At 55.9% G+C, this 24,019-nt stretch carries 16 protein-coding genes; 4 read left to right on the forward strand and 12 right to left on the reverse strand.

What is annotated here, in order from left to right; genetic code table 11:
- Positions 1 to 219 precede the first annotated feature (219 nt).
- The gene (locus tag EGT74_RS02660) at positions 220 to 594 is read left to right on the forward strand and encodes an STAS domain-containing protein (protein WP_123844988.1); all 375 of its coding nucleotides are present in this window, start codon (positions 220 to 222) and stop codon (positions 592 to 594) included.
- A gap of 19 nt (positions 595 to 613) precedes the next feature.
- On the forward strand, positions 614 to 1,525 hold the full coding sequence (locus EGT74_RS02665) for a ribonuclease Z (protein ID WP_123844989.1): 912 nt from the start codon (positions 614 to 616) through the stop codon (positions 1,523 to 1,525).
- 649 nt (positions 1,526 to 2,174) lie between these two features.
- Here the strand turns inward: EGT74_RS02665 and dapA are convergent.
- The 10 genes from dapA to EGT74_RS02715 form a co-directional block, all read right to left on the reverse strand.
- The gene (gene dapA, locus EGT74_RS02670; protein WP_123844990.1) at positions 2,175 to 3,056 is read right to left on the reverse strand and encodes a 4-hydroxy-tetrahydrodipicolinate synthase; all 882 of its coding nucleotides are present in this window, start codon (positions 3,054 to 3,056) and stop codon (positions 2,175 to 2,177) included.
- A gap of 84 nt (positions 3,057 to 3,140) precedes the next feature.
- On the reverse strand, positions 3,141 to 4,094 hold the full coding sequence (locus EGT74_RS02675) for an acetyl-CoA carboxylase carboxyltransferase subunit alpha (RefSeq protein WP_123844991.1): 954 nt from the start codon (positions 4,092 to 4,094) through the stop codon (positions 3,141 to 3,143).
- A 225-nt stretch (positions 4,095 to 4,319) separates the two neighbouring features.
- Positions 4,320 to 4,901: an SGNH/GDSL hydrolase family protein gene (locus EGT74_RS02680; protein WP_123844992.1), complete on the reverse strand. Its 582-nt coding sequence runs from the start codon at positions 4,899 to 4,901 to the stop codon at positions 4,320 to 4,322.
- 87 nt (positions 4,902 to 4,988) lie between these two features.
- The gene (gene kynU / locus EGT74_RS02685) at positions 4,989 to 6,254 is read right to left on the reverse strand and encodes a kynureninase (RefSeq protein ID WP_123844993.1); all 1,266 of its coding nucleotides are present in this window, start codon (positions 6,252 to 6,254) and stop codon (positions 4,989 to 4,991) included.
- 70 nt (positions 6,255 to 6,324) lie between these two features.
- Positions 6,325 to 7,851, reverse strand: coding sequence for a RagB/SusD family nutrient uptake outer membrane protein (locus EGT74_RS02690; RefSeq protein WP_123844994.1), 1,527 nt, complete (start codon positions 7,849 to 7,851; stop codon positions 6,325 to 6,327).
- A 19-nt stretch (positions 7,852 to 7,870) separates the two neighbouring features.
- Positions 7,871 to 11,275, reverse strand: coding sequence for a TonB-dependent receptor (locus EGT74_RS02695; protein ID WP_123844995.1), 3,405 nt, complete (start codon positions 11,273 to 11,275; stop codon positions 7,871 to 7,873).
- 46 nt (positions 11,276 to 11,321) lie between these two features.
- Positions 11,322 to 12,251: a FecR family protein gene (locus EGT74_RS02700; RefSeq protein WP_123844996.1), complete on the reverse strand. Its 930-nt coding sequence runs from the start codon at positions 12,249 to 12,251 to the stop codon at positions 11,322 to 11,324.
- A 50-nt stretch (positions 12,252 to 12,301) separates the two neighbouring features.
- Positions 12,302 to 12,856: an RNA polymerase sigma-70 factor gene (locus EGT74_RS02705; RefSeq protein WP_158617971.1), complete on the reverse strand. Its 555-nt coding sequence runs from the start codon at positions 12,854 to 12,856 to the stop codon at positions 12,302 to 12,304.
- Positions 12,857 to 13,035: 179 nt separating this feature from the next.
- Positions 13,036 to 14,016 carry a GlxA family transcriptional regulator gene (locus EGT74_RS02710; protein ID WP_123844998.1) on the reverse strand — a complete coding sequence of 327 codons (981 nt, stop codon included), beginning with the start codon at positions 14,014 to 14,016 and terminating at the stop codon, positions 13,036 to 13,038.
- Between the two features lie 137 nt (positions 14,017 to 14,153).
- Complete coding sequence (locus EGT74_RS02715; protein WP_123844999.1) at positions 14,154 to 16,208, reverse strand: glucosidase family protein; 2,055 nt, start codon at positions 16,206 to 16,208, stop codon at positions 14,154 to 14,156.
- 121 nt (positions 16,209 to 16,329) lie between these two features.
- On the opposite strand from EGT74_RS02715, the gene EGT74_RS02720 reads away from it, so the two are divergent.
- Positions 16,330 to 17,859: a hypothetical protein gene (locus EGT74_RS02720; RefSeq protein ID WP_123845000.1), complete on the forward strand. Its 1,530-nt coding sequence runs from the start codon at positions 16,330 to 16,332 to the stop codon at positions 17,857 to 17,859.
- Positions 17,860 to 17,871: 12 nt separating this feature from the next.
- Positions 17,872 to 18,756: a carbohydrate kinase family protein gene (locus EGT74_RS02725; RefSeq protein WP_123845001.1), complete on the forward strand. Its 885-nt coding sequence runs from the start codon at positions 17,872 to 17,874 to the stop codon at positions 18,754 to 18,756.
- An 83-nt stretch (positions 18,757 to 18,839) separates the two neighbouring features.
- Here EGT74_RS02725 and EGT74_RS02730 read toward each other — a convergent pair whose 3' ends face one another.
- Positions 18,840 to 20,441, reverse strand: coding sequence for a SusD/RagB family nutrient-binding outer membrane lipoprotein (locus tag EGT74_RS02730; protein ID WP_123845002.1), 1,602 nt, complete (start codon positions 20,439 to 20,441; stop codon positions 18,840 to 18,842).
- Between the two features lie 17 nt (positions 20,442 to 20,458).
- Positions 20,459 to 23,875 carry a SusC/RagA family TonB-linked outer membrane protein gene (locus tag EGT74_RS02735; RefSeq protein ID WP_220392797.1) on the reverse strand — a complete coding sequence of 1,139 codons (3,417 nt, stop codon included), beginning with the start codon at positions 23,873 to 23,875 and terminating at the stop codon, positions 20,459 to 20,461.
- Positions 23,876 to 24,019 lie beyond the last annotated feature (144 nt).

Raw genomic sequence — 24,019 nt, forward strand, 5'->3', positions numbered from 1 at the left:
CTTATACAATATTACCAAATAAATTTGGAATTAGTTTTTATCCTTGTACATAAAAAGTTAAGATTTACTTTTGCGCTGAAAGGCCTTGTTGGGTAAATATACTTACGAGAAGAATGGATGTTTTGATTGGGTATTGCTTCCGGCAAGGATAATTTATCGGACTGGTTCCTTTTTCGATTGTCCTTTTTTTTAAATGTTAAAATAACAACATCCGGCAATATGCAATTCAAAATTGATACCAAAGAAAAAATAGTGGTTTTACGGCTGGAAGAGCCCGCGCTGGATGCTAAAATGTCAGAAGAACTGCTCCGGGAAGCGGATGGCTTACCTGAACTGGCGGAAAAGAATCTTATACTGGACCTGGGTTCCGTACAGTCTGTCGCTCCCGAGGGACTGAAAGCCATTTTTACAGTGTACAGCCGCCAGTACGATCGCGGACTGTCCGCCGCCGTTGCCCACCTTAACAGCGATTTAACAGCTGAGCTCGCCGCGCAGTACCCCGAAATGCTCAACGTGGTGCCTACCCTCTCCGAAGCCATCGACATGGTGATGATGGAGGACCTGGAGCGTGAACTGAATATGGACGAGGAATAATCACTATTTTTAGGCACTTATGTTCGCTGTAACGATATTAGGCAATAACTCCGCCATCCCCACGCCCGACCGGCATCCGACCGCACAGGTGATCTCGTATAACGATCAGCTGATGCTGGTGGATTGCGGTGAAGGCACACAAATGCAGCTGACGAAGTACAAAGTGCGGCGCAGCAAAATCCGCCACATCTTCATCAGCCACCTGCACGGCGATCATTACTTCGGCCTCATCGGCCTCATCAACAGCATGAGCCTGCTGGGCCGTACCGAGCCCCTCTCCCTCTACGCCCCGCCGGAGCTGGAGGAAATCCTGCGCCTGCAGCTGCAGTGCGCGGCCACCACCCTGAAGTTCAACCTCTCCTTCCACGCGCTGCTGCCCGATAAAACAGGCGTGCTCTTCCGCGAAAAAGACATGGAAGTGAGTTACTTCCCCACCAAACACCGCATCCCCTGCTACGGCTTTTCCTTTTCCGCGCAGCGCCGCAAACGCCGCGTGATACCAGAACAGGCACGGGCATACGATATTCCGGCGGCGTATTATTCGCAGTTGCAGAACGGCGCCGACTATGAACAGAAAAGCGGACAGCTCGTGAAAAACGACTGGGTAACCCTGCCCCCGGCCCCTGGCAAACGATATGTATACTGCGCAGACAGTATCTACGACGAAGACCTGCTGCCGCATCTCGAAGGCGCCGACCTGGTATACCACGAAGCCACCTACCTGCACGCGCTCGTACAGCGGGCGCAGGACCGTTTTCACAGCACGGCCGTGCAGGCCGCCACCCTGGCGCAGAAAGCAGCGGCCAAACGCCTGCTGATCGGGCATTTCTCCTCCAAATACACCGAGCTCCAGCCCTTCCTCGACGAAAGCATTCCCGTGTTCCCCAACACCGAGCTGGCCCTGGAAGGCACGACTTATCTTATCCAATAAAAAATGACATATTTTATTTCGCAATGCGCTAATAGATACTATATTTACGCATTAAAACAATAAACACTATAACCGTGCGGGTACCTATAAAGGTAACAGCGTCGGCGTCATCCCGGGGACATTCAGCCTTCCTCACCAGGTGACCGTCAGCCTGTTTCGTCATCGGGCGGCCCTCACCACGGGCGCAACGTTTTCAGGCAAGCACATCCATATCAGGAAAGGCCCTCGCTCCGGCGGGGGCTTTTTTATGGCCCGGCGCATAGTAGCCGGCAATGCAACCGTCTAAAAATAACAAATTATCTATCAGTCATTTACACACAAAAAACATGACAATATGACACTTCCTTACCACTTCCCCCCTTTCCTTCCAGGGCCCGTTGGGAGCAAGCTTTGGGAAACTTCGAACCTGAATTAGCCTGAAACTGTTACTGGTATTATGTTTACAGGGGGTTCCGTCATATCTCCTTTATATTCCCGTCATATCTCCTTCATACTTCCTTCATACTATTAAAGATATGGCTTAACTATAGCCAGACTAAAGTGGATATAAGCAGGAGAAATGGCCGGGATGAATGAAAACTCCCTGTCAGCACCAATAAAAAAGGCCGCACCCAACGGATGCGGCCCTATAACAAGATGGAATAACTGCTTAGTAATTCTTCAGGTAAGCGTCGATTTTAGCCTGTAAAGGGACTGTTACGGGCACTACCGGCAGGCGGAAAGTGTTGTCGACGATGCCGGCGTGGTGCAGGAACGCCTTGATGCCGGCCGGGTTGTTCTCTGCGAACATCAGGTCGAAACCTTCGAGCATTTTGTAATGCAGGCGGCGGGCTTCTTCGAAGTTTCCTTCCAGGGAGGCTTTCACCATACCGGAGAAGTCTTTCGCAAAGTAGTTGGCGGCCACGGAAATCACCCCGTCCATTCCGCAGGCGAGCTGGGGCATGGCCACGGCGTCGTCTCCGCTGATCACGAGGAAATCCTTCGGTTTGTCGCGGATGATCTGCATGCACTGTACCATATCGCCGGAAGCTTCTTTCATGGCCACGATGTTCTTCACCTCGTGCGCCAGGCGCAGGGTGGTTTCGGCGGTCATGTTACGGCCGGTACGGGACGGTACATTGTAGAGGATCACCGGTTTGGGTGAAGCGGCGGCAATGGCCTTATAATGCTGGAAGATGCCTTCCTGTGTAGGTTTGCTGTAGTAAGGCGCCACACTGAGGATGGCGGCGGCTTCGTCGAGGGGACAGCTGTCGAGGCGCTTCACAACATCGGCGGTATTGTAATCGCCAATACCTACTACCACCGGAACCCGTTTATTCACCTTCTCGAACGTAAATTTTATCAGGTCCAGCTTTTCTTCGGAAGACAGTGTGGGCGTTTCACCGGTAGTGCCCAGTGTCACCACATAATTTACGCCGCCTCCGATCACGTGATTGATCAGCCTTTCGAGGCCTGTCCAATCTATCGCTCCTTGTGTAGTAAAGGGCGTTACCAGCGCTACGCCGGTTCCCCTCAGTTGTTGCTGTAGCATATCGAACTTTGTCAAAATAGCCTTATAGGCCCGGAAAAAAATGCAAATATTGAAATTTGGATTGGTTCCCGCAATAGAAATGTATTAACGCTCCTCAAAAAAGCCCATATTCGAAAACTTCTCAATACGTTGAGTGATGCGGGTTTCCGGATCGATCTGCTTTAATTCGGCCAGTGTTTTTTTGAGCGAGGCTTTCAGGATGTCTGCCATTTCTTCATGGTTGGAATGTGCGCCGCCGACGGGTTCTTTGATCACACCGTCTACAAGGCCGAACTGGCTCATGTAACCGGAGGTGAGTTTCAGTTCTTCGGCCGCTTTCTCCTTGAAGTTCCAGCTGCGCCAGAGAATGGTGGAGCAGTTTTCGGGAGAGATCACGGTGTACCAGCTGTTTTCGAGCATGAAGATGCGGTCGCCGATGCCGATGCCCAGCGCGCCGCCGGAAGCGCCTTCTCCGATGATGACGCAGATCACGGGTACTTTCAGTTTCACCATTTCGAAGAGGTTGCGTGCGATGGCTTCGCCCTGCCCGCGCTCCTCTGCTTCGAGGCCGGGATAAGCGCCCGGCGTGTCGATGAGGGTAACGATGGGTTTGTTGAACCGCTCCGCCAGTTTCATGAGGCGGAGGGCCTTGCGGTACCCTTCGGGATTGGCCATACCGAAGTTGCGGATCTGGCGCATCTTCGTGTTCACGCCTTTCTGCTGGCCGATGAACATCACCGTTTCACCGTCGAGGTCGGCAAAGCCGCCTACCATCGCCTTATCGTCCTTCACATTCCGGTCGCCGTGCAGCTCCACGAAACTGGTGGTCATCCTTTCGATATATTCGAGCGTGTACGGCCGCTCGGGATGCCGGCTCAGCTGCACTTTCTGCCAGCTGGTAAGATTGTTATAGATCTGTTGTTTGGTGTCGTTTATTTTCTGTTCGTACTCCTTAACGGTAGCAGACACATCCACACCGGATTTGTCGCCGTTCTCTTTCAGCTTCGTCAGTTGTTCGTACAGATCCGCAATTGGTTTTTCAAAATCCAGAAATTGCATACACAGTTTTAAAAAGGTTAAAGTACTTACACCAGGAGATTGCCTGCTTTCAATGGCCTGATGGATGACTGCGCGGGCATCTTTTATTCCTGCGCAATGTTTCATAAAGATAGTAAACCCTGCCATCCGGCCCAAAGGCCCGCCATGGTACAGGGATTTTCGCATAAAATGATAAACCCGGGAACTCCCGGGGTGCCTGCAAATGTAGTATATCAGGGTATATTATCAAAGATTTTTCACCAGCGCCTCCGCCCAGCGGCGGTATACGGCCGCGGAAGGATGCAGCCCGTCTTCCACCACATTCTCCGCCAGACCGCCGGTGCGCCTGTACTCTTCCGTGATGTCGATGTAATGAAACCCTTTGCGCGTACTGATGTTGCGGTTGATGGCGTTGTGCCGGTCGATGGCGGCATGAGTGTCGCGGCCGGCGGCGTAGGGGGTCACACCCCAGTCGGGAATGCTGAGCACCGTCACATGCGCGGCGAGGCCCCGGGTGAGCAGCAATGCTTTTTCGGCGAGCCATTCAAAACTGCTTTCGTAATCGTCTTCTTTCAATCCCCGGTACTGATCGTTCACCCCTATCAGCAGGCTGACATAATCGTAGGTGGGCTGGAGGTGGATTTGCTGTACATGTGCGATCAGTTCGTGGCTCGTCCATGCCGTGCGCGCCACGATCTCCGGCGCATGGAACGCCCGCCCGCCGGCCCGCAGCATTTGCAGGGCCTGGTAGGGATAACTGTCGTGGAGGGGAACGCCTTCGCCTATCGTGTAGGAATCCCCGAGCGCCAGCCAGGTTTGTGGTTTCATATGGTGGATTTTGGATAGATAAATTTTGTCCTGTGATGGGATAGCCATGCTGCTTTTTTCAGCGGCTGCAACGATTCAAATCCCGGCTTACACACTAAAATTCCGCAACACCTCGTACAAACGGAATACATCGGTAAAAGAACAATACATGGGTGCGGGCGCCAGCCGTATCACACCGGGCTCGCGGTAATCGCAGATGATCCCCTGCTCCATCATCTTCGTGTGAATGGCTTTGCCGTTCTCCGGGAAAAACAGCGACAGCTGCGCGCCGCGCTGTTGCGGGTCGGCGGGCGTGATGATCTCGCAGGGCAGCGGCAACTGCTGCAACAGGTACTCCAGGTAACCCGTGAGCGCGATGCTTTTGTTTCTCAGCTGCCGGATGCCGGCCTGGTGCAACAGTTCCAGCGAAGCCTTCAACGCCACCATGTTGAACACCTGCGCGGTGCTGATCTGCCACCCGGCCGCGCCGCTGCGGGGCACAAAACCCTTTTCCATTTTGAAACGCGTCTTTTCATCGTTCCCCCACCAGCCGCCGAGCCGCGGGAATGCGGGATCGTTGCCGAAACGTTCATGCACATATAACCCGCCGGCCGCACCGGGCCCGCCGTTCAGGTACTTGTAAGAACACCACACGGCAAAGTCGACGTCCCAGTTGTGCAGTTCGAGCGGGATGTTGCCGGCTACATGCGCGAGGTCCCAGCCGGCATAGGCGCCTGCTTCGTGCGCAGCGGCGGTAATGGCGGGCATGTCGTAAAACTGCCCGGTGTAGTAGTTGATGCCGCCCATCAGCACGAGCGCGAGCGACGGGCCCTGTTCGCGGATGGTTTGCAGAATATCTTCCGTGCGTAACAGCTTTTCGCCGGCGCGCGGATGTATTTCCACGATGGTTTCATCCGGCTGCAGGCCGTGCAGTTGCACCAGCGTTTCAATCGCGTACTGGTCCGACGGGAATGCGCCGGCTTCCATGATGATCCTGCACCGTTCTTTTCCCGGCCGGTAGAAACTCTGCAGGATGAGGTGCAGGTTCACGGTGAGGGTATTCATCACCGTTACTTCTTCTTCGCTGCAGCCCATCATGGCGGCAAGGGCCGTACTGAAATTATACTGGTAATACAGCCAGGGATGTTTCGCCCTGAAGTAGCCTTCCACCGCCATGTCCTGCCAGTCTTTCAACTCCTGCCGGATGGCGGCTTCCACTGTTTTGGCCTGCAGGCCGAGGGAGTTGCCGCAAAAGTAAATGCTGTTTTGCCCGTTGTGCTGCGGGAAATGGAATTGGTTTTTGAATGGAGCCAGCGGGTCGGCCGCGTCCATGCTGCGGGCAAAGGCGGCGGTGGCTTCGTAAGCTGTTTTCATGAACAGCAATTTAAGGAAAAAAAAAGCTGCCCCGAAAACGGAGCAGCCTGAATCAACCTGAGGGTTACGATCAGAACGTATAATGCGGGTTCTGCGTCAGTTTTTTGTTCCGCTCCCAGGCTGCGCGCGGAATGGGCAGCAGGATGGGGTTGGCGGTCAGCCACGGTTTCTTTTCTATTTCGAGTGTGGCGATATCTTTCCGGTTCTTTTTAATAAAGTCGAGGAAGCGCCCGCGCCTGTTGAGATCGGAAAACGCGCCGGCGGGCTCCCAGATGAATTCCATACGCCGCTCATAAAAAATCGCGTCGAGGGTGGCGTTTTTGTCGAGCGTGAGCGGCAGTTCGTCGAGCCCCGCACGTACCCGAATCCTGTTCACCTGCTGCAGCGCTTCGGACGTGCGCGCGCTTTCGTTGAGCGCTTCGGCGTAGTTCAGCAGCACTTCGGCATAACGAAGGCCGGGCGGGTTGATGCCCGCATTGGGCAGATTGTCTTTCGGCGGGAATTCCCAATATTTGGTCATGATGTACCCGGTGCTGGAATAACCGGCCGGTACGGGCACGGGCATCACGAAGCCATTGTCCTGGTGCTGCTCGCCCGGCCCGATGATCGTTTGCCAGTAACGTTTGTCTTTGATCTTCCCGTTGGCATCCTTTTCATACGCATTCACCCAGTGTTTCTGCGGCACGAAGTTGCTCCACGATCCGTCGCCCACGTATTGGGAAGGCGCGCCGCGGGGGGCGGTCCTTTTCACGAGGTTGTTACCCTGCGAGCTGCGGTCAGGGCGGAACTGCGTACTGAAAATCACTTCCGCGTTGTTCTCGTTCTTTTCGCGGAACACGTCCCTGAACACGGGCAGCAAATGATGCTGCGGCATTTTGAGGATGCTGTCGCTGAACCGGATGGCCACATCCCATTTGGAGCGCCACAAGGCTGCCTTGGCGAGGAATCCCCAGGCGGCGGCGCGGGTGATGCGGCCTTTGTTTTTGGCGTCCCACTCCAGCGGCAGGTAAGCCGTGGCTTCGAGCAGGTCTTTGTCTACCTGCGCCCATACTTCCTCCGCCGTAGCACGGGGAATTTCCAGGTCGGAGCTGGCATCGAGTTCTTCCAGCACGATCGGCACGCCGCCCCAGTAATTCACGAGGCGGTAATAAAAAATGCCGCGCAGAAATTTGGCCTGTGCAACAATCACATTGCGGACATTCTCGGGGATGGTCATCTTGGGCACGCGCGCAATCACGATGTTGGCGCGGCCGATGCCGAGGTAAGCCGTTTCGTACACGTCGCGGAGAATGGTGTTGCTGGCGGGGAAGTTGAGCGTTTGCAGCTCCACCCTGTTGGCGCTGCCGTCTTCTTCTTCCATATCGCCGCTGATCGACCATTCGATATCCGCCGCGTCGCGCACGTTGGCGAAACCGGTTTCCCTTTCCAGTATGTTGTACACACCAATCAGCGCGGCCTGTGCATCGTTTTCCGTTTTAAAGAAGTTATCGGAGGTAAGGGTATCGCGGGGCTGAAGTGTCAGAAAATCCTTGGTGCAACCGGTCAGCAGCAGGGTGATACACAGCATGCGGACCATCGTCATTGAAAAGCGTATCATAATGCGAACATTTTAAAGATTAAAAACCGATGTTGAGGCCGGCCCTGAAAGTGCGCGGCTGGGGATACACCCCGTCGTCGATGCCGCTGGCCAGCGGCGAGGTATCGCCGATCTCGGGATCAAAGCCGCTGTATCTGGTGAAGGTGAACAGGTTCTGCGCAGCCACGTACACCCGCACGCTTTGCAGCGGCTTCACGCGGTGCAGCAGCGACTGCGGCAGGTTGTAACCCAGCTGCAGGTTCCGCACGCGCATAAAGTCGCCGTCTTCCACATAAAAGCTGGAGCTGTTGAAATAGTTGCCGTTCACGTCGGTATACGCCAGGCGGGGCACGTCGTTGCGGTTGCTGCCGGGCGTCCAGCGGTTGAGCGCGCCTTTGGTGCCGTTCATCAGGCCGGAGCCGCCGAAGTATTTGATGGCGTAGCCGGTCATTTTGCTGATGTTGTAAATCTGGAAACCGGTCATGCCCTGCAAAAACAGGTTGAGGTCGAATCCCTTCCAGCCCAGGTTCACGTTCAGGCCGTACGTCAGGTCGGGCCAGGGTTTGCCGAGGTATATCTTATCGATGTCCGACAATTTATTGTCGCCGTTCTGGTCAACAAACCGGAAATCCCCTGCGGTGGCGTTCGGCTGGAGGGTTTTGTTCACCTCTTCTTTCGTCTGGTAAATACCGCCGGTTTCATACCCGCGGTAATACCCGATGGGTTTGCCTACCTCGGTGTACGTACCGCGCAGGTCGAAATACCCGGAGAGGGAAGCGCCGGTAATGGGCTGCCCTACCCCGAGGCTCACCACCTTGTTTTTGAGCGTGGCGATGTTGGCGTTCACGTCGAATGAAAATTCACCGACCTTGTTGCGGTAACCCACCAGCAATTCCAGGCCACGGTTGGTAACGATGCCGGCGTTGATGAAAGGCGCATTCTGAAAACCCGCTTCGATAGACACCGGGGGACTCACGAGCATGTTGCGCGTGTTCTTGATGTAATAATCCGCGGTTACATACACGTTACCTTTGAAAAAAGCGGCGTCGATGCCGATGTTCACCTGCTCGCTGGCTTCCCATTTCAGATCGGGGTTACCGGGGCGCAGCATGCTGGCGCCCACCACCAGGTCCTGCCCGGTGCCGAGCACATAGTTGTCGAGCGCATTGCCGAGCCGGAAGGTGCTCATGTAGTTGTACGCGCCGATGGCGTCGTTCCCCAGCTGGCCCCACGAAGCGCGCAGCTTCAGCATGTCGATGGCGCGCACATCCTGGAGGAACGGCTCTTCCACCACGTTCCAGCCGGCGGACACGGAGGGGAACATGCCCCATTTGTTTTTCGGGCCGAAGTTGGAGGAACCGTCGCGGCGAAGGCTCGCCGACAGCAGGTATTTCCCTTTATAATCATAGTTCACCCGGCCGAAGTACGACGCCAGCGCATACTGCCCTTCCGTGCCGCCCGCTTTGCGGAGGTCTTCCTTGCTGCCGTTGATCACCTGCAGCTGATCGTTCAGGTAATCGATGCCGGTGGCGGAAATCCAGGAGGAATTGTTTTTCTGCGCCGACTGTCCCAGCACCACGTTGAGCTGGTGGCCGGAGAAGGAACGCGCATAGCTGAGCGTGTTTTCGATCAGCCAGGTATAGTTCTGCGAATACGTTTCATTGAGCGTGGCGGAGAGGTTGCGTGCAAAGCCGCGCTCGAATTTATCGAGCCAGGAGCGGTTGCGGTTGTTGGACACATCGGCGCCCACGCTGGTTTTCCATTTGAGGCCGCTGATAATCTCCCATTCGCCGTAGCCTGACAACAGCGTACGGAAATCGCGCATCCGCTGGTCCATCGACTGTGCGCGGAGCAGCGGGTTATCACCCTGGGTGGTATAGTATTCCGGTTTACCCTGGATAACCGCGTCCTGCCCGAGGGTGGGGTACATCATTTTGGCGAGGTTAAAGATACCCAGCCTGAATTCGTTGTTGGTATTGGCTTTGGCCTGTGAGTAAGAGAACGAGAAGGTGCCCCCGAACCGCAGCCGCTCATTGACTTTATAGTCCATATTGGCGCGGGCGGTATAACGCTCGTACCAGGTGCCGATCATGGTGCCTTCCTGTTTGAGGTAGCCGGCGGAAAAGGCGCTTTGCAGTTTGCTGTTACCGCCGGTTACGCCGATGTTGTATTCCTGGAGGGCGGCGTTCCGGAAAATGAGGTCTATCCAGTCTGTCCCCTTACCCAGTTTTTCCGGTTCGGCCCATTCGGGGTTCGGGGTGATGCCGGAGTTTTTATGTATTTCGTTGGCCAGCGTGGCGAACTCCTGTGCATTGAGGTATTCCGGTTTTTTCCAAAGCTGCTGCACTCCGCCGGAAAGCGCGAGGTTCACGCGGGTTACGCCTTCCTTGCCGCGTTTGGTGGTGATGAGGATAACGCCGTTGGCCGCGCGTGCGCCGTAGATGGCGGCAGCGGCGGCGTCTTTGAGCACTTCCACCGATTCGATGTCGTTCGGATTGACGATCGACAAACCGTCGATGCGGTCGGCGCTGCCCCCGATGTTAAGCGCACCGGTGTTGATGGGAAAACCATCCACCACATACAGCGGCTGGTTGCCGCCGGTGGTGCCGATGCCGCGGATGCGTACGGAAGCCTGCGCGCCCGGCGCACCGGACACCTGCGATACATACACGCCGGGCACCTTGCCCTGTAAGCCCGCTGTAACGCTGGTGGTAGGCAGTTTGGCGAGATCGGCCGACTTCACCGAAGCCACGGCCCCGGTAAGTTCTTTACGCCGCTGCGTGCCGTATCCCACAACCACCACTTCTTCCAGCGCCTTTACATCTTCCTCCAGCACGATGTTCATCACCGCACCCGAAACGGGCACATCCTGCGGCAAAAAACCCATGAAGGTAAAATGCAGCACGACGTCCCCTTCCGGTATGGCGAGGCGGAACTTTCCCCCGGCATCCGTCTGCGTACCGCTGGCGGTGCCTTTCACAGATACGCTCACGCCGGGCAGCGCTTCGCCGTTCTTTCCTTTCACGGTGCCGGTCACGGTTTTATCCTGCTGCGGCAGCGCGACTGTTACCGCCTGCACGGGCAGATCGGGCGCGGGCGCTTCCGCTGTGATCACGATGTAATTGTCGATGATCTTGTATCTGAGCCGGGTATTGCGGAAGGCGTTTTTCAGCACATCTTCCAGCGGCTGCTCTTTGGCGGTGAGGGAAATTTTCTTTTGCAGGTCTGCATGGTTGTGATCGTACACCACTTTGAACCGGCTCACTTTTTCGATGGTTTCCAGCAGCGCGGTGATGGGCTGCTCTTTGAGAGAGAACGTCAGCAGCAGGGGCTGCGGCGCTTTCAGCGCAAAGGCCGGGAGCGCGCCCTGCAAAAGAATCGCTGCAAGGCATAACATTCTCAGGCTGCGGCGCAGGCGCGCACAGCAGGTTGCAAAAAAAGCCATAACATGTCTGAATTAAGCGATGATAAAATTTGGCTGAAAAATGATGCTACTTGTGCCGTATGTATACGACGTTGTTGTTGACGGAATAATGCATGGGCAGGATTTCCTGCAGCAACAGCAGTGTTTTGTCGAGCGTCTCCCCTTTCTCCAGCCTCGCCGTGATCTGGTGACCGGCAAAACTGTCCCTGTCGTACACCACCGTTGTACCGAACCACCGTTCGAGCCTCGCGAAAGCCCTTTCCAGCGGTTCTTTCCTGAATACCAGCTCTCCGTCTTTCCAGCGTGTATCCGTTTCCGTTCCCGTATCCGTTGTACTGAATTTCTGTTGCTGTCCGTGCCAGACCGTTTTTTCTCCCGGCCGGATGAGCACGGTATCGCGGCCGCTGTGCAGCCGCACGCTTCCCTGCAGCAGGGATGTGCTCACGAGCGAGTCGCCGGCATAGGCCATCAGGTTGAACCGGGTGCCGAGCACTTCCACGCGTACGGCCCCCGCCTGCACGTAAAAGGGATGCTGCGGGTCGGCCTGCACTTCGAAATATGCCTCGCCCTGTAAAACGGCTTCCCGTTTCCGGGCGTCGTATGTAAGTTCCGAACCGGCGTTCAGCCACACCTTCGTACTGTCGGGCAGCACCACCTGTCCCTGCTCTCCGTGCGGCATCGAATGATGCACCAGCTCATGCCTTTCCGGCTGCCGCCACAGCAATGCCGTGAGGATGGCCGCGCCAACCACCGCGGCGGCTATTTTGAGGAGCAACGGCACCGTGCGTTTCTGCCGGCGGCGTTTGAACGCCTCCCATTGCCGGTCCACATCCACCGCTGCCACCGTATCGAGCAGGCCGGATGCCTTCCATTGGGCCTGCAACGCCTCATAATGCTGCCGGAACTTTCCGTCGCAGGTCAACGCCAGGTCTATCCGTTCATCCGGTTCTCCCAGCATGTGGCGCATCAGCGGTATGTCGTCCGGCAACTCGTGCATACTATAATAATGTTGAAAAAAGGGAATACCCTTACAAGCGCTGAAAAAATTTATTCCGGCAGGAACAGGAACAACAGGAAAGGCAGGTAATCTTTCAGGTCTGTGCGGAGCCGTTTTAGAGCACGCGTCATTTGTGTTTCCACCGTTTTTACCGAAATGTTCATGGCGGCGGATATTTCCTTGTACTTCATCCCTTCGAGGCGGCTGAGCGTAAAGATCTGTTTCATCTGCTGCGGCAGGGTATCAAGCACCTCGCGGAAACGTTTTTCGAGCTCTTTGTAAGCCAGCCAGTCCGGATTGGCGGACGCCATGCCTTCGGGCAACACCTCCGCCCTGCCGTGCCTTTTGAGTTTCCTGAGCTGGTCGAGGCTGTTGTTGCGAAGCGCCGTATAGAGGTAAGCATCCAGCCGCCCGCCGGCAGGGTCCAGTTCGAGCCGCCGTTCCCAGAAACGGATAAACGTCAGCTGCGTCACCTCGGTGGCCTCCTCCGGCGGCAGGCCCAGCAATCCCGCATAGAAACACATGCTTTTGAAATGCGTACGGAACACCGTTTCAAAAGCATGCTCATCTCCTTGTGTGATTTTTATAAACAGCTCGTTTTCCATAAACCTGTGGACAGGTATGAAAATTAATAAAACAGGATCGATAATCCAAGCGGGTACGTAAACAATAAGGGCCCGCGCCCGATCGCGCCGGCCCTTTTCCTGTACAAAATTGGTCATGACGGACACTTCCTTCGCCGCTTTTCTGCAGTCGTATACGGTAGTGGCGGCGGCTTCAGCGCTTACGCCTCTACTGCCGCATTTTTATTGTATTTGTTCCGGTATTCGATGGGCGACAAACCCGTGATGGTTTTAAATGACGCCCGGAAAGCTTTCTGGTCGGTATATCCCACTTCGTACATCACTTCCGAAATGTTCTTGGCGCTTATTTCCAGCTGTTTTTTGGCTGCTTCGATTTTCACCCGCTGGATGTATTCCGATACGGTATTGCTTGTCGCTTTCTTGAATCTTCTTTCGAGGCTTCTGCGGCTGAGGGCCAGCAGGTCAGACAGGCGCTCCACCGATATCTTGTCTTTGAAGTTCAGTTCTATGAATTCCTGCGCCCTTTTGATGCCTTCGTCTTCGTGGCCTTTCTGTCCCTGGAAAATAATGAAAGGCGACTGGCTGGCGCGGTCGAAATCGATCTGGAAAAACTTGGCGCAGAACACGGCGGCTTCCCGGCCCGCGTATTTCTCCACGATATAAATGATGAGGTTCATGAACGACAGGCCGCCGCCGCTGGAATAGATGCCGGATTCGTCGGTGATGATCTTGTCTTCCACGAGATTGACATCCGGGAACATTCTCCTGAAGTTGTTGGCGCCCATCCAGTGGGTGGCGCACTTCCTCCCGATCAGCAAACCTGTAGACGCCAGCAGGAAGGCGCCTACACACAGGCTCGCCACTTCGGCGCCGGCCTGGTATTGCCGGATGATCCATTCCTGGAAACCCTGGTTGGCCTCCAGGTTCTTTTCCATATCCTCATTGAGCGCGGGCACCACCACCAGGTCGGTTTTCCCGACATCCGCCAGGGGTTTGGTCTGCACCGTGTACATGCCGCCATTGAGCACCACGGTATCGCCGAGGCCCAGCAGCTCAATGTGGAACATGGCGGGTTTTCCCTGCCGCTCGAGGAATTTGTTCACTTCGGCGAATACAAAACGGGGGCATTCGATGCTGGCGAGGGAACCGCCTTCGGGGACAAGAACGGAGATGTGTTTCATAATGCTAAAGTACCCTGAATTACTGGCGCATCCAACCCCTCGGATTGGCATATTTGCCCCTTCAAACCGGGTTGACCCGGGGATAATTCAACCTTTAGCCCGGGATAAGTCTCGCAGGCTAAAGGCAGCTGCCATGGCTACAGCTTTACCACCTGCGTGGCGCCGTCTTTGATGGTGTACCTGTTGACAGGCTTACCGTTCTCCCGCACCGTGACGGCCAGTTTCCCCCCGGCAGCTCTCGCCACTTCGAGATCGAAACCGTGGCCGAAGGCGCTGATGTTGCGCAGGGCCATCCGGTCCCAGCCTTTGGGCAGGCGCGGCGTGCATTCGAAGCTGCGCAGGCCGGCGGGGCGGATGCCGAATAGGCCTTCCGTGAATATCCTGCAATAGAGCCCGCTTTCGGCCGATAAATGGCGCTGGTTGCCCTCGGGGTAGGCTTCTACCGGGTAAGGCACGTGCTCGCCCAGCAGGCGGCGGCGGGAATAGTAACGGATGAAGTCCATCGCCTTTTCCGTTTCACCGGCCTGCAATACGCCGCGCAAGGCGTACAGGGTGGAACGGTCCCAGAAAGTGCCTTTGCCGGCTTCGGTGGCCAGCCCGTCGGCCGTCCATAAGCGCGGGGAAAACAAGGCGTTGATGGTGCCTTCTTTCCGGTCCAGGATACCCACGGTGAGCGGCAGGCAGATCCATGCGCGCAGCACGTCGAGGTTTTCGTGATAGCGGTACGTGTTGAAACCTTCTACCGTGGCGCCGAAATATTTTTCGATGTTGCCGCGGAGCGTGGCGGCCTGCCTGGTATAACCATTGGTCTGCGCGGCCGGCACACCCAGCTCGCGGCCCAGCATGGCGGCGGAGCGCAGTGCGTCGTAATAGAGGATGTTGGTGGAGAGATTCGCTTTCCCCGCGGAGAAACGGTTTTCCAGTTCATCGCTGTCAGACAGCACCACGCCCTGGTCGTTGATCTTGCGGCGGCTGTATTCGAGGCACCATTCGATGAGCGGCCAGAGCACTTTCGCGGAATCCAGGTTGCCGTGCGTCATGGCATACCGCGATGCGCCGTAAGCGATCATCGCCTGATCGCCGCGGTCTTTGGCCCCGTGCCAGGTAGCGTCGCCCTCGGCCACAATCGAACTGGGAATGGGTTTATACGCCGGGTTCATGAAACGCGCGAAATGACGGTAGGCGTTCATGGCGGAAAGGTTGCCGATCGGATCGCCGGAAAATGCAAAAAAAGGATTGACATACTCGGCCTGATCGTTGGCCCAGATGGCGGCGTAATACGCCAGCCCGCCGGGACCGTGCATGTAGCCGCCTTTGGTTTTATAAATGCTTTCGGTAGCGCGCAGTTTGGCGAACTGGAAAGCGGCGTTGAGAACGGAATCAGGTGTTTCGAGCTGCAGCCTGTCCCCGATCTCTCCCACGCGCGCCAGCCGTTGCTGTTGCTCCGCACGGGGATCGGGCAGTTGCAGGGAAGCAGGCGTATCGGTAGCGGTATAAAAGACGGAGAAATCGGCCGTAGCGCCCGGCTGCAGTGTGTGCGTGCCGTCGTTCACCGTGCCCATGATCACCGAATGCTGCGCGCCTTTGCTACGGCTGGCATCGGTCCTTACCTCTTTGCGGAGATATTCCATGAACACGGTCACTGGCTGGTCGGTGAGGTTTTTGAACGAGAACATCTCCACCACCAGCGGTTTATCCGCGGAAGGGAACAGTCGGCGGGTAACGGCTACCACGGCGGGCGTACCGGAGGCACCATCCATTTCGAGGGTACCGTTGATGGAGAAGGACCTGATATTGTACGACAGTTCGCCATTCCGGCCGGGGCCGTTCTTCACACGCTCGAGGCTCATGAGGCGGTTGTTGACATACAACCGCGGCAGGTCTGCGTCGGTAAACGAATAGCTGATATGCGAACGGGTATTGTCCGGCAGCATGCGGAACGTCGGGAACACCACGGTGCGGAATACGGTGGATTTGCCGGTGCTGTCGAGCCCGTACTGCACCCACAGGGATACTTTTTCGCCGCTCATTTCAAGATGATCGGTGTGCGGCAGGCGGCCATCCACATTCCACCGGATGCTGTTCCCCCGGATGCCCCATCGGTCGTGCTGCTCCGGCAGCGGCACCTGCGCGACGGCGGATAAAGGGATAACATGCAGGCAGGCAACAGTTAATACTTGTAACAGTTTCATCAGTTCGGATTTAAGTGCTGAGGTAAAAATGTTGCTGCAAACGTGGAAAATGACGGGCGACAATATATGAGAAAATATTCTGAATATTATGTAAAATTACCGGCGACAAATTACACACGTTATGAAATTCAGACAATTCGCCCTTCCCGCACTCCTGCTCGGCATCGGTTGTTTCATTTATTTCAAACCGGCGCCGGCCGGCTGGCAAAGCAAATTCGTGCAGCAGAACAAAGAAGGCCACATCCGATATATCCCCGACGCACAAGGCAATACCATTCCCGATTTCAGCCGGGTGGGCTATTATTTCGGCGACCGGCCGCTGCCTGAAGTGGCGGTGGTAAAAACCATCGCTCCCACCGGCACGGACAACGACCAGGAACTGATCCAGTCGGCGATCGATGAAGTATCGAAAAGAACGCCCGATAAAAACGGTTTCCGCGGCGCGCTGCTGTTAAAGAAGGGCCGCTACACGATTCCCGACCGTATCCATATTACGGCCGGCGGCGTGGTGCTGCGCGGTGAAGAAGGTACGGTACTGGTGGCCGCTTCCAAAAAACAGGTGTCACTCATCGATATTTACGGTGAAGGCCAGATCGCGGAAATACCCGGCACACGCGTAAAAATCACGGATGAATATATCCCAACCGGCGCCACATCGTTTAACGTCAGCAATGCCCGCGGCTTCAAACCCGGCGATGCCGTTATCCTTTTCAGGCCCGGCACGCAGCAATGGATCACCGATATCAAAATGGACCAGATCGAAAGCCGCGGCGGCACGCGCCAGTGGCAACCCAAAGAATACGATCTGCGGTACGAGCGCACGGTGGTTGCCGTGCAGGGCAATCGCGTAACGCTCGATAATCCCGTGGTGATGCCGATGGAAACGAAGTACGGCGGCGGCGAGCTGTACAAATATACCTTCGACGGCCGTATCCGGCAGGTGGGTGTGGAAGACCTCACCTGCGAATCGACGTTCGATTCCGACACCGCCGAAAACCATGCCTGGGATGCCGTTGCCTTCGATAAAGCAGAGCACGGCTGGGTGAAAGGCGTGACCGCCAGGTACTTCGGTTACAGCTGTGTGAACCTGAAACGCCATGCCCGCAACATCACCGTTACGGAAAGCCACTGCTTCGAACATAAATCCATCATCACCGGCAGCCGCCGTTATTCGTTCAATAACTCCGGCCAGCTGAATCTCTTCATGGATTGCCACGCCACCGACGGCCGCCACGATTATGTGACCGGCGCGATCACCTGCGGCCCGAATGTGTTCGTGAACTGCACCGCCAAACGCACGCATGCAGACATCGGCCCCCATCACCGCTGGGCCAGCGGCACACTGTATGATAACATCGTTACCGACGGCGACATCAACATCCAGGACCGGGGCAACTGGGGCAGCGGCCACGGCTGGGCCGGTGTTACGCAGGTGGTATGGAACTGCACCGTCAAAAAAGCCGCCGTACAAAACCCGTGGGCTTCCGGTAAAAACTATTGCATCGGCCTGCAGGGCGAAAAAGTGACCGGCCGCCTGAAAGGCAGGCCCGATGCGGAATGGGAAGGACAAAACCAGCCCGGCCTGGAGCCGTCATCTTTATACTTCGCGCAACGGAAAGCCCGCAACGCGGGTACAATTAAAACCCGTTAACACGTAACGCACATGCAAACAACACCATCGATCGTATGTTTCGGCGAACTGCTCTGGGATGTATTGCCCACCGGTGCTTTGCCCGGCGGCGCGCCCATGAACGTGGCGTACCATCTTAAACAACTGGGCATGCAGCCTTCGCTGATCACCCGTGTGGGCGCCGATGAGCGCGGGCAGGAACTGATCCGCATCGTGGAACAGCACGGCATCAACGCCGCCGGCATTCAAAAAGACGAACAGACACCCACCGGCATCGTACTGGCACAGCCCGGCGAAAATCATGAAATGCATTACGACATCGTGATCCCTTCCGCCTGGGATCACATCGCTTACAGCACGGAGCTGGCGCAACAGGTGCGGCAGGCCGGTTATTTCATTTTCGGCAGCCTCGCCGCCCGCCACCCCGATTCGCAGGCCACGCTCTTCCGCCTGCTCGATACGCCGGCCGTGAAGGTGCTCGACATCAACCTGCGCCCGCCCCACTATACCCGTGCCACCCTGGAAGCGCTGCTGCAAAAAGCCGACATTCTCAAGATGAACCTTTCCGAACTGGAGCTGGTGAGCAGCTGGTATGGCAACGCCGCTACGCTGGCGGATAAGATCACCCTGCTGCAGCAACGGTTCGGTTTATCCACTGTTATCGTTACCATGGGCGGCGATGGCGCGGCGGTGTACAGCAACAACACCCTGCACCAACATCCCGGCTATAAAGTACAGGTAGCAGATACCGTGGGCAGCGGCGACGCGTTCCTCGCAGCCTATCTTTCCGGTGTGCTGCGGCAATCGCCGCCGGCCGAAACACTGGCTTTCGCATCAGCGCTCGGTGCCCTGGTGGCCTCTAAAACAGGCGCCTGGCCGGCTTACGGGCCGGAAGACATTGACCTCATCAAACGATAGAACCGCCCGGTATAAAATGCGGAACGGCAGGCGAATCCGCCTGCCGTTCCGTTTGTAAAAAACACGGTCGTTGCTCCTGACAGTTATGGCATGATCCAGAGTTTGGTAGACGACACGTCGTTAGAGTTCGTTTCCGCCCTCCAGTTTTCGAAGTTGAAGTTGAATTCTTCCTGCGGATATACGAAACGTGTATAGCTCGCGAAGTTTTTGGTATAGTACGCGGTATTGTCTGGCGACATGGGTGTTTTACCGCCTGTTCTGCGCAGCAGCGTCCAGGCGTCCCAGGGCTGGCGGAACGCGTCTATCCAGAATTGCGCATAGATCTGGCGCAGGGCGTTGGCCGCATTGGCCAGATCGTAAGCCGTTTTCGGGTTGGTGGTGATGGCTGTGAGCTCCGCTGCGGTAGCGGTGGCGGAAGCCGGCTTGTTCACCGTCCAGTCGGAAGAGTTGAATGCAATCCCTTTCCACATATTCACCGAAGCCGCAATAGCTTTATCATATTCCACTTTTGCCAGCGCCGGGTTGGCGGTAACGCCCAGGCCACGGTTATAGGCTTCCGCTTTCAGCAGGTGTACCTGCGCGGCGGTGAGCATCAGCTCCGGAATGGAGGTCATGTCCTTTTCAAAATAGAAGTTGAAAGGAGAATAGATACAGCCCGCTCCTTTATCGCCCCATACCTTGCTGCGCTTGTCCAGATCGTACGGTGCGCCGCCTTCAGACGGTGTGGTGGTGAGGGGGTTCTGCGGATAGGCCACCCATTCGCCGGCATTGTTGCCTTCAAAGAACACTTTCGCCCGCACGTCGAAAATACCGCTGCCGTCTTTGTTCGTGTTGTTCGACATCAGGTTCCACATCGTTGAACCGAAACGCAGGTAACAGTTGGCGGAGAAAGACCACTGGCGCCATTCGAACTTCAGGCCCGGGATCTGCGAAGGCCACAAACCGATATTCTCGCTGCCTTCCAGCAGGGGTTTGCCCAGCGCTTCCGTGATGTGCGTGGCGGCCAGCGTGGTGTTCTTGTCGTACATGGTGATGGCCACCTGCAAACGCAAACTGTTCGCGAACTTGATCCACAGGGGGATATTGTTTTTCAGCAGCGTCTCATAGTTGCCTACGGTGTACTGGCCGGCAGCTGTGCTCAGGTTGTCTACCGCCCATTTCAGGTCCGTCAGCACTGCCGCGTAGATATCCTGCTGTTTGTCGTACGGCACTTTATAGCCCGCCGCTTTTTTGATGGCGGCGTAACCGGCCTCCTTATACGGCATGCTGCCGAAGTAGTTGGTCATTTTGATGGTCTTGTACGCCATCACGGTTTTGAGCATCGCGTACACGTTGTTCATGGAAGCCGGGTTGGCTTCTTTGCTGATGCGGTCTTCGATCATGCGGAAGTTGGCCAGGGCGCCGTAATAATTGGCCCATAAGCCGTTGATCGCATTTTCGTAAGGATAAGAGCCTGACGTGATGATGGCCTGCTGCGTGACGGGATATATCCAGGCATGCAGTACGGATTGTTCACCGGCATCGAGCGGCAGGGAACTGATCACGGCGTTGAACATCTCTGGCGTGGAAGCGTTCGTAGCCTCAACGGGCGGAGTATTGATCGTTTCGAAATTCTTTTTACAGGATGCAAAAACCAACACTCCCGCAAACAGGCATATTTTCGATATATGTTGAACGTATTTCATTGTCTTCAGTTTTTGGATTAGAGCCTGGTTTTAATGGAGAAACCGAAATCACGCATGGGCGGATACTGTGCCCACTGGATGCCCTGACCGTTGCCGATGCCGTTGATGGCTTCGGGGTTCAGGTTATCCGGCAGGGAGGAGTACAGGTAAAACAGGTTGCGCCCTACGAGTGAAATGTCCAGTCCCTGGAAGATGCGTGTACGTTTTACGATGTGCTGCGGCAGGCTGTAAGTCAGCGTCAGCTCACGCAGTTTGGCCCAGGAGTTTTCGAAAACGCCTTCGCTCCGCGGCATTTTTACGTTCGACCAGCCCTGCGATACGGCGGCGTATTTATACATGTAATGCACAACGTCCGTATTCGGTTTTCCGTCTGCGAACACCCCGTCGAGGATCACGCCATGGTTGGCTTTGGAACCGTCGGGATAGGTGTAAGGCAGGCCGCCGCCGTTACGCTCGCGCAGCGTGGAGGGCGATAAGCCCATACCGATGGCCGCAGCGTAGTCGGCGGAGTAAATGTCGCCGCCCAGTTTAAAGTCGGTAAGCACATACAGGCTGAAATTTTTGTAGCTGAAGGTATTGCTCAAACCGCCGGTCAGTTTCGGCGTGGCATTGCCGATGGGAACGGGATCGTCGGTGGTCACATATTGTGTACCTACCACGTTGTTCGCGTTGTTTTTATCCAGCACCTGTTTCACCACTTTCTTCCCGTCTTTGTAAGTATAGTCGTAGCCGTAAATGGTACCGTAGTTCTCTCCCACTTTCACGTACATCTGCACACCGTTGTTACCCCACAGGTCCTGCAGCAGGTATTTGTCGATCCCTTCCGCCAGCGATACCACTTTATTGGTGTTGTGCGCGCCGTTGAGCGCCAGGTTCCAGCGGAAATCACGGCCGGCGATGGGTGTAGCGCGGATGATGAACTCAAAACCTTTGTTGGACAATTCGCCGCTGTTGAACGTGATGGCGTTCGCACCGGCAGACCATGCGAGCGAACCGCTCATGATCTGGCTGGTGGCTTTAGCCTGGTAGTAGGTCAGCTCGGCATTCAGCCTGTTTTGCAGGAAGCCCATTTCGAGGCCCACTTCATAAGAAGTGTTGCGTTGCGGCACCAGCAGGTCGGCCGGCGGCAGGTTGGGCTGCAGCCTTCTTACCGTCAAACCGCCGAAGGTGGTGGGTGCGCTGTTCGCATCCACATTCAGGTAATTGGAAATCACCCTCGAGTTATACGTATAGGTGGTCTGGTAAGGCGTCGCGCCGTTGGCGCTTTGTGCGGCAGACACTTTCAGTTTACCGTACGTAAGCCAGCTGGCATTCATTTTAAATGCTTCCGTGAACACGAAGCTCAGGCTCGCGGAGGGGAAGAAATAAGACGATGTTTTCACCGGCAGGGTAGACGACCAGTCGTTACGGCCGGTCAGCTGCAGGAAGAGGTAATCGTTGTACGACAGGTCGAGCACGCCGAACAAAGAGTTGAGATTGTAATCTGCAAAGGTCTGTTTCGGCAGGTCGAGCGTACCGGTAGTGTTGGCGAGGAAATATTTATGCGGTACGGAGAACGCTGTTTTCTCCCCGTTGTTCCACTGGCTGTTGCCGCTCATGCGGCTTTTCAGCGCACTGTTACCGATCAGCAGGCTGGCGTTGATGCGCTCGCCGAAGAGTTTGTCTTTATGCAGGGTAGTGAACAGTTCGAAGTTCACATCCTGGTTGCGCACCTGCTCCAGACCGTACTGGCCGCGTACGCCGATGGCATCGATGGGCGTGTATTTGCTTTCGATGGAAGTGTTCGCGTAGTTCAGCGAGGTTCTGCCCGATACGTTCAGCCAGTCGGTCACATCCGCCGACAACCTCACCGAGCCCAGTAACTGGTTACGGGTCAGGTGCTGGTTATGTTCGTAGAGGTTCCAGAAGAGGTCTTTGAACGCGTTGTTGTTGTAGGGATAAAAACCCAGCGGCGAAGTTTCGTTGAAGATGTTCTTGCTGCCGTCTGCGTTTTTATAGCTCGTGAACTCCAGCGGGCGGTAGTCTCTGGACATACCGTGGATCATGAATTTGCTCCACCCGTTTTCAGAGCCTACGTCCGGCGTGTTGAGACGCGTATAGTTGGTATAGCTCGCGTTGATCTCCGCTTTCAGTTTGCGGGAGATGTTAAGATTGGAGCCGAGGTTGACGTTGTTCTGTTTATAGTTGCTGTTGGGCTGCACCGAGGTGTTGCCGACGTGGGTGAGGCCCACGCGGATGGTGCCGAAGTCGCCGCCGCCGTTGAACGACAGGTTATGCGTCTGCGTGTTGCCAGTGCGGAAGAACGCTTCGCGGTTATCGGGCTGGGGCGACCAGGTGCGTTTCACACCGTCCCACCAGATGATTTGCGTACCGTCGAGCTTGCGGCCCCATGAAGCGGCGGGACCGTACCAGCTGAAGATATCCCAGGTGGAATAGCCGCCCGGAATGGCGCCGGCCGCCTGGTATTTATCGCCTGCGGGCTGGCCGTCCCAGGGGTAGTTACCGGGGTAACGCAGCTCGCCGGAAGTGGTTTTCGGGAACTCGGGAACGGCAGACCACATGGAATTGGAGCCGCCGTAGCCGTATTCGTTCTGTACGTCCTGGAAGCGGTAGGCTTTGGTCCACACCGAAGAATAATTATAGTCCACGCCGATGCCTTTCCGTTTCGCGCCTTTTTTGCTGGTGATGAGGATCACGCCGTTGGCGCCGCGGGCGCCGTAAAGGGCTGCAGCCGTCGCGCCTTTGAGCACGGTAATATCGTCGATTTCGTCCGGGTTGATGAAGTTGAGAAAGGAGCCCCAGTCTTTCGGATTATCGATGCTCGTAGCGGCTGTTTGCGCGGAGCCACCCACCGGGTCGTTCTGCACCTGGATGCCGTCCATGACGATCAGCGGCTGGTTGTTGCCGAGGATGCTGTTGTTGCCCCTGATCACGATACGGCTGGACCCGCCCTGCACGCCATTGTTGGGTGTGATGTTCAGGCCGGCGGATTTACCCATGAGGCCCGAAGCGATATCCGGCGCGGCAGCTTTCGTGATTTCCACGCTGCTCACCTTCTGGGCCGAGTAGCCGATCGATTTCGCTTCCCGCTTGATACCCATGGCCGTCACCACGATTTCATTCATGGCCACTGCCGGGTCGAGCTGTGCGTTCAGCACATTGCCTTCGCCCACAGGCACTTCTCGGTTGGAAAAACCGACGGAGCTGAATACCAGCACCGCGTCCGCTTTATCCACCACAATGCTGTAGGCGCCGTTGCCGTCTGCAACGGTGCCGACGGTAGTGCCTTTGACGTGTACGGTAGTAAAGGGGACAGGATTACCGTCAGCGCTTCTGACGATGCCCGTGATAGTGCGTTTCACCTGGGCGAATAGCGTGGCGTTACTCATGAGCAATAGGGGGATTGCCCACAAGAGCAGTTTGCATCTGTTCATGTGATTAAATTTTAACGATAGATTTTGGCAGGCATGGCGTTGCATACCACCGGAATTTGGTTGACTAAATTTTCATAACTCTTACTTCAGGGATCGCAGAGTCACGACAGTTTGCGATTCATCATGTGCGAAAAATTTAAAAAA

It is taken from the genome of Chitinophaga lutea (assembly GCF_003813775.1).
Lineage (GTDB): Bacteria > Bacteroidota > Bacteroidia > Chitinophagales > Chitinophagaceae > Chitinophaga > Chitinophaga lutea.

What these genes read in the sequence shown, in the direction of transcription:
- EGT74_RS02660 (WP_123844988.1), top strand. Translation starts at nt 220, where the DNA reads ATGCAATTCAAAATTGATACCAAAGAAAAAATAGTGGTTTTACGGCTG.
- EGT74_RS02665 (WP_123844989.1), top strand. Translation starts at nt 614, where the DNA reads ATGTTCGCTGTAACGATATTAGGCAATAACTCCGCCATCCCCACGCCC.
- dapA (WP_123844990.1), bottom strand. Translation starts at nt 3,056, where the DNA reads ATGCTACAGCAACAACTGAGGGGAACCGGCGTAGCGCTGGTAACGCCC.
- EGT74_RS02675 (WP_123844991.1), bottom strand. Translation starts at nt 4,094, where the DNA reads ATGCAATTTCTGGATTTTGAAAAACCAATTGCGGATCTGTACGAACAA.
- EGT74_RS02680 (WP_123844992.1), bottom strand. Translation starts at nt 4,901, where the DNA reads ATGAAACCACAAACCTGGCTGGCGCTCGGGGATTCCTACACGATAGGC.
- kynU (WP_123844993.1), bottom strand. Translation starts at nt 6,254, where the DNA reads ATGAAAACAGCTTACGAAGCCACCGCCGCCTTTGCCCGCAGCATGGAC.
- EGT74_RS02690 (WP_123844994.1), bottom strand. Translation starts at nt 7,851, where the DNA reads ATGATACGCTTTTCAATGACGATGGTCCGCATGCTGTGTATCACCCTG.
- EGT74_RS02695 (WP_123844995.1), bottom strand. Translation starts at nt 11,275, where the DNA reads ATGGCTTTTTTTGCAACCTGCTGTGCGCGCCTGCGCCGCAGCCTGAGA.
- EGT74_RS02700 (WP_123844996.1), bottom strand. Translation starts at nt 12,251, where the DNA reads ATGCACGAGTTGCCGGACGACATACCGCTGATGCGCCACATGCTGGGA.
- EGT74_RS02705 (WP_158617971.1), bottom strand. Translation starts at nt 12,856, where the DNA reads ATGGAAAACGAGCTGTTTATAAAAATCACACAAGGAGATGAGCATGCT.
- EGT74_RS02710 (WP_123844998.1), bottom strand. Translation starts at nt 14,016, where the DNA reads ATGAAACACATCTCCGTTCTTGTCCCCGAAGGCGGTTCCCTCGCCAGC.
- EGT74_RS02715 (WP_123844999.1), bottom strand. Translation starts at nt 16,208, where the DNA reads ATGAAACTGTTACAAGTATTAACTGTTGCCTGCCTGCATGTTATCCCT.
- EGT74_RS02720 (WP_123845000.1), top strand. Translation starts at nt 16,330, where the DNA reads ATGAAATTCAGACAATTCGCCCTTCCCGCACTCCTGCTCGGCATCGGT.
- EGT74_RS02725 (WP_123845001.1), top strand. Translation starts at nt 17,872, where the DNA reads ATGCAAACAACACCATCGATCGTATGTTTCGGCGAACTGCTCTGGGAT.
- EGT74_RS02730 (WP_123845002.1), bottom strand. Translation starts at nt 20,441, where the DNA reads ATGAAATACGTTCAACATATATCGAAAATATGCCTGTTTGCGGGAGTG.
- EGT74_RS02735 (WP_220392797.1), bottom strand. Translation starts at nt 23,875, where the DNA reads ATGAACAGATGCAAACTGCTCTTGTGGGCAATCCCCCTATTGCTCATG.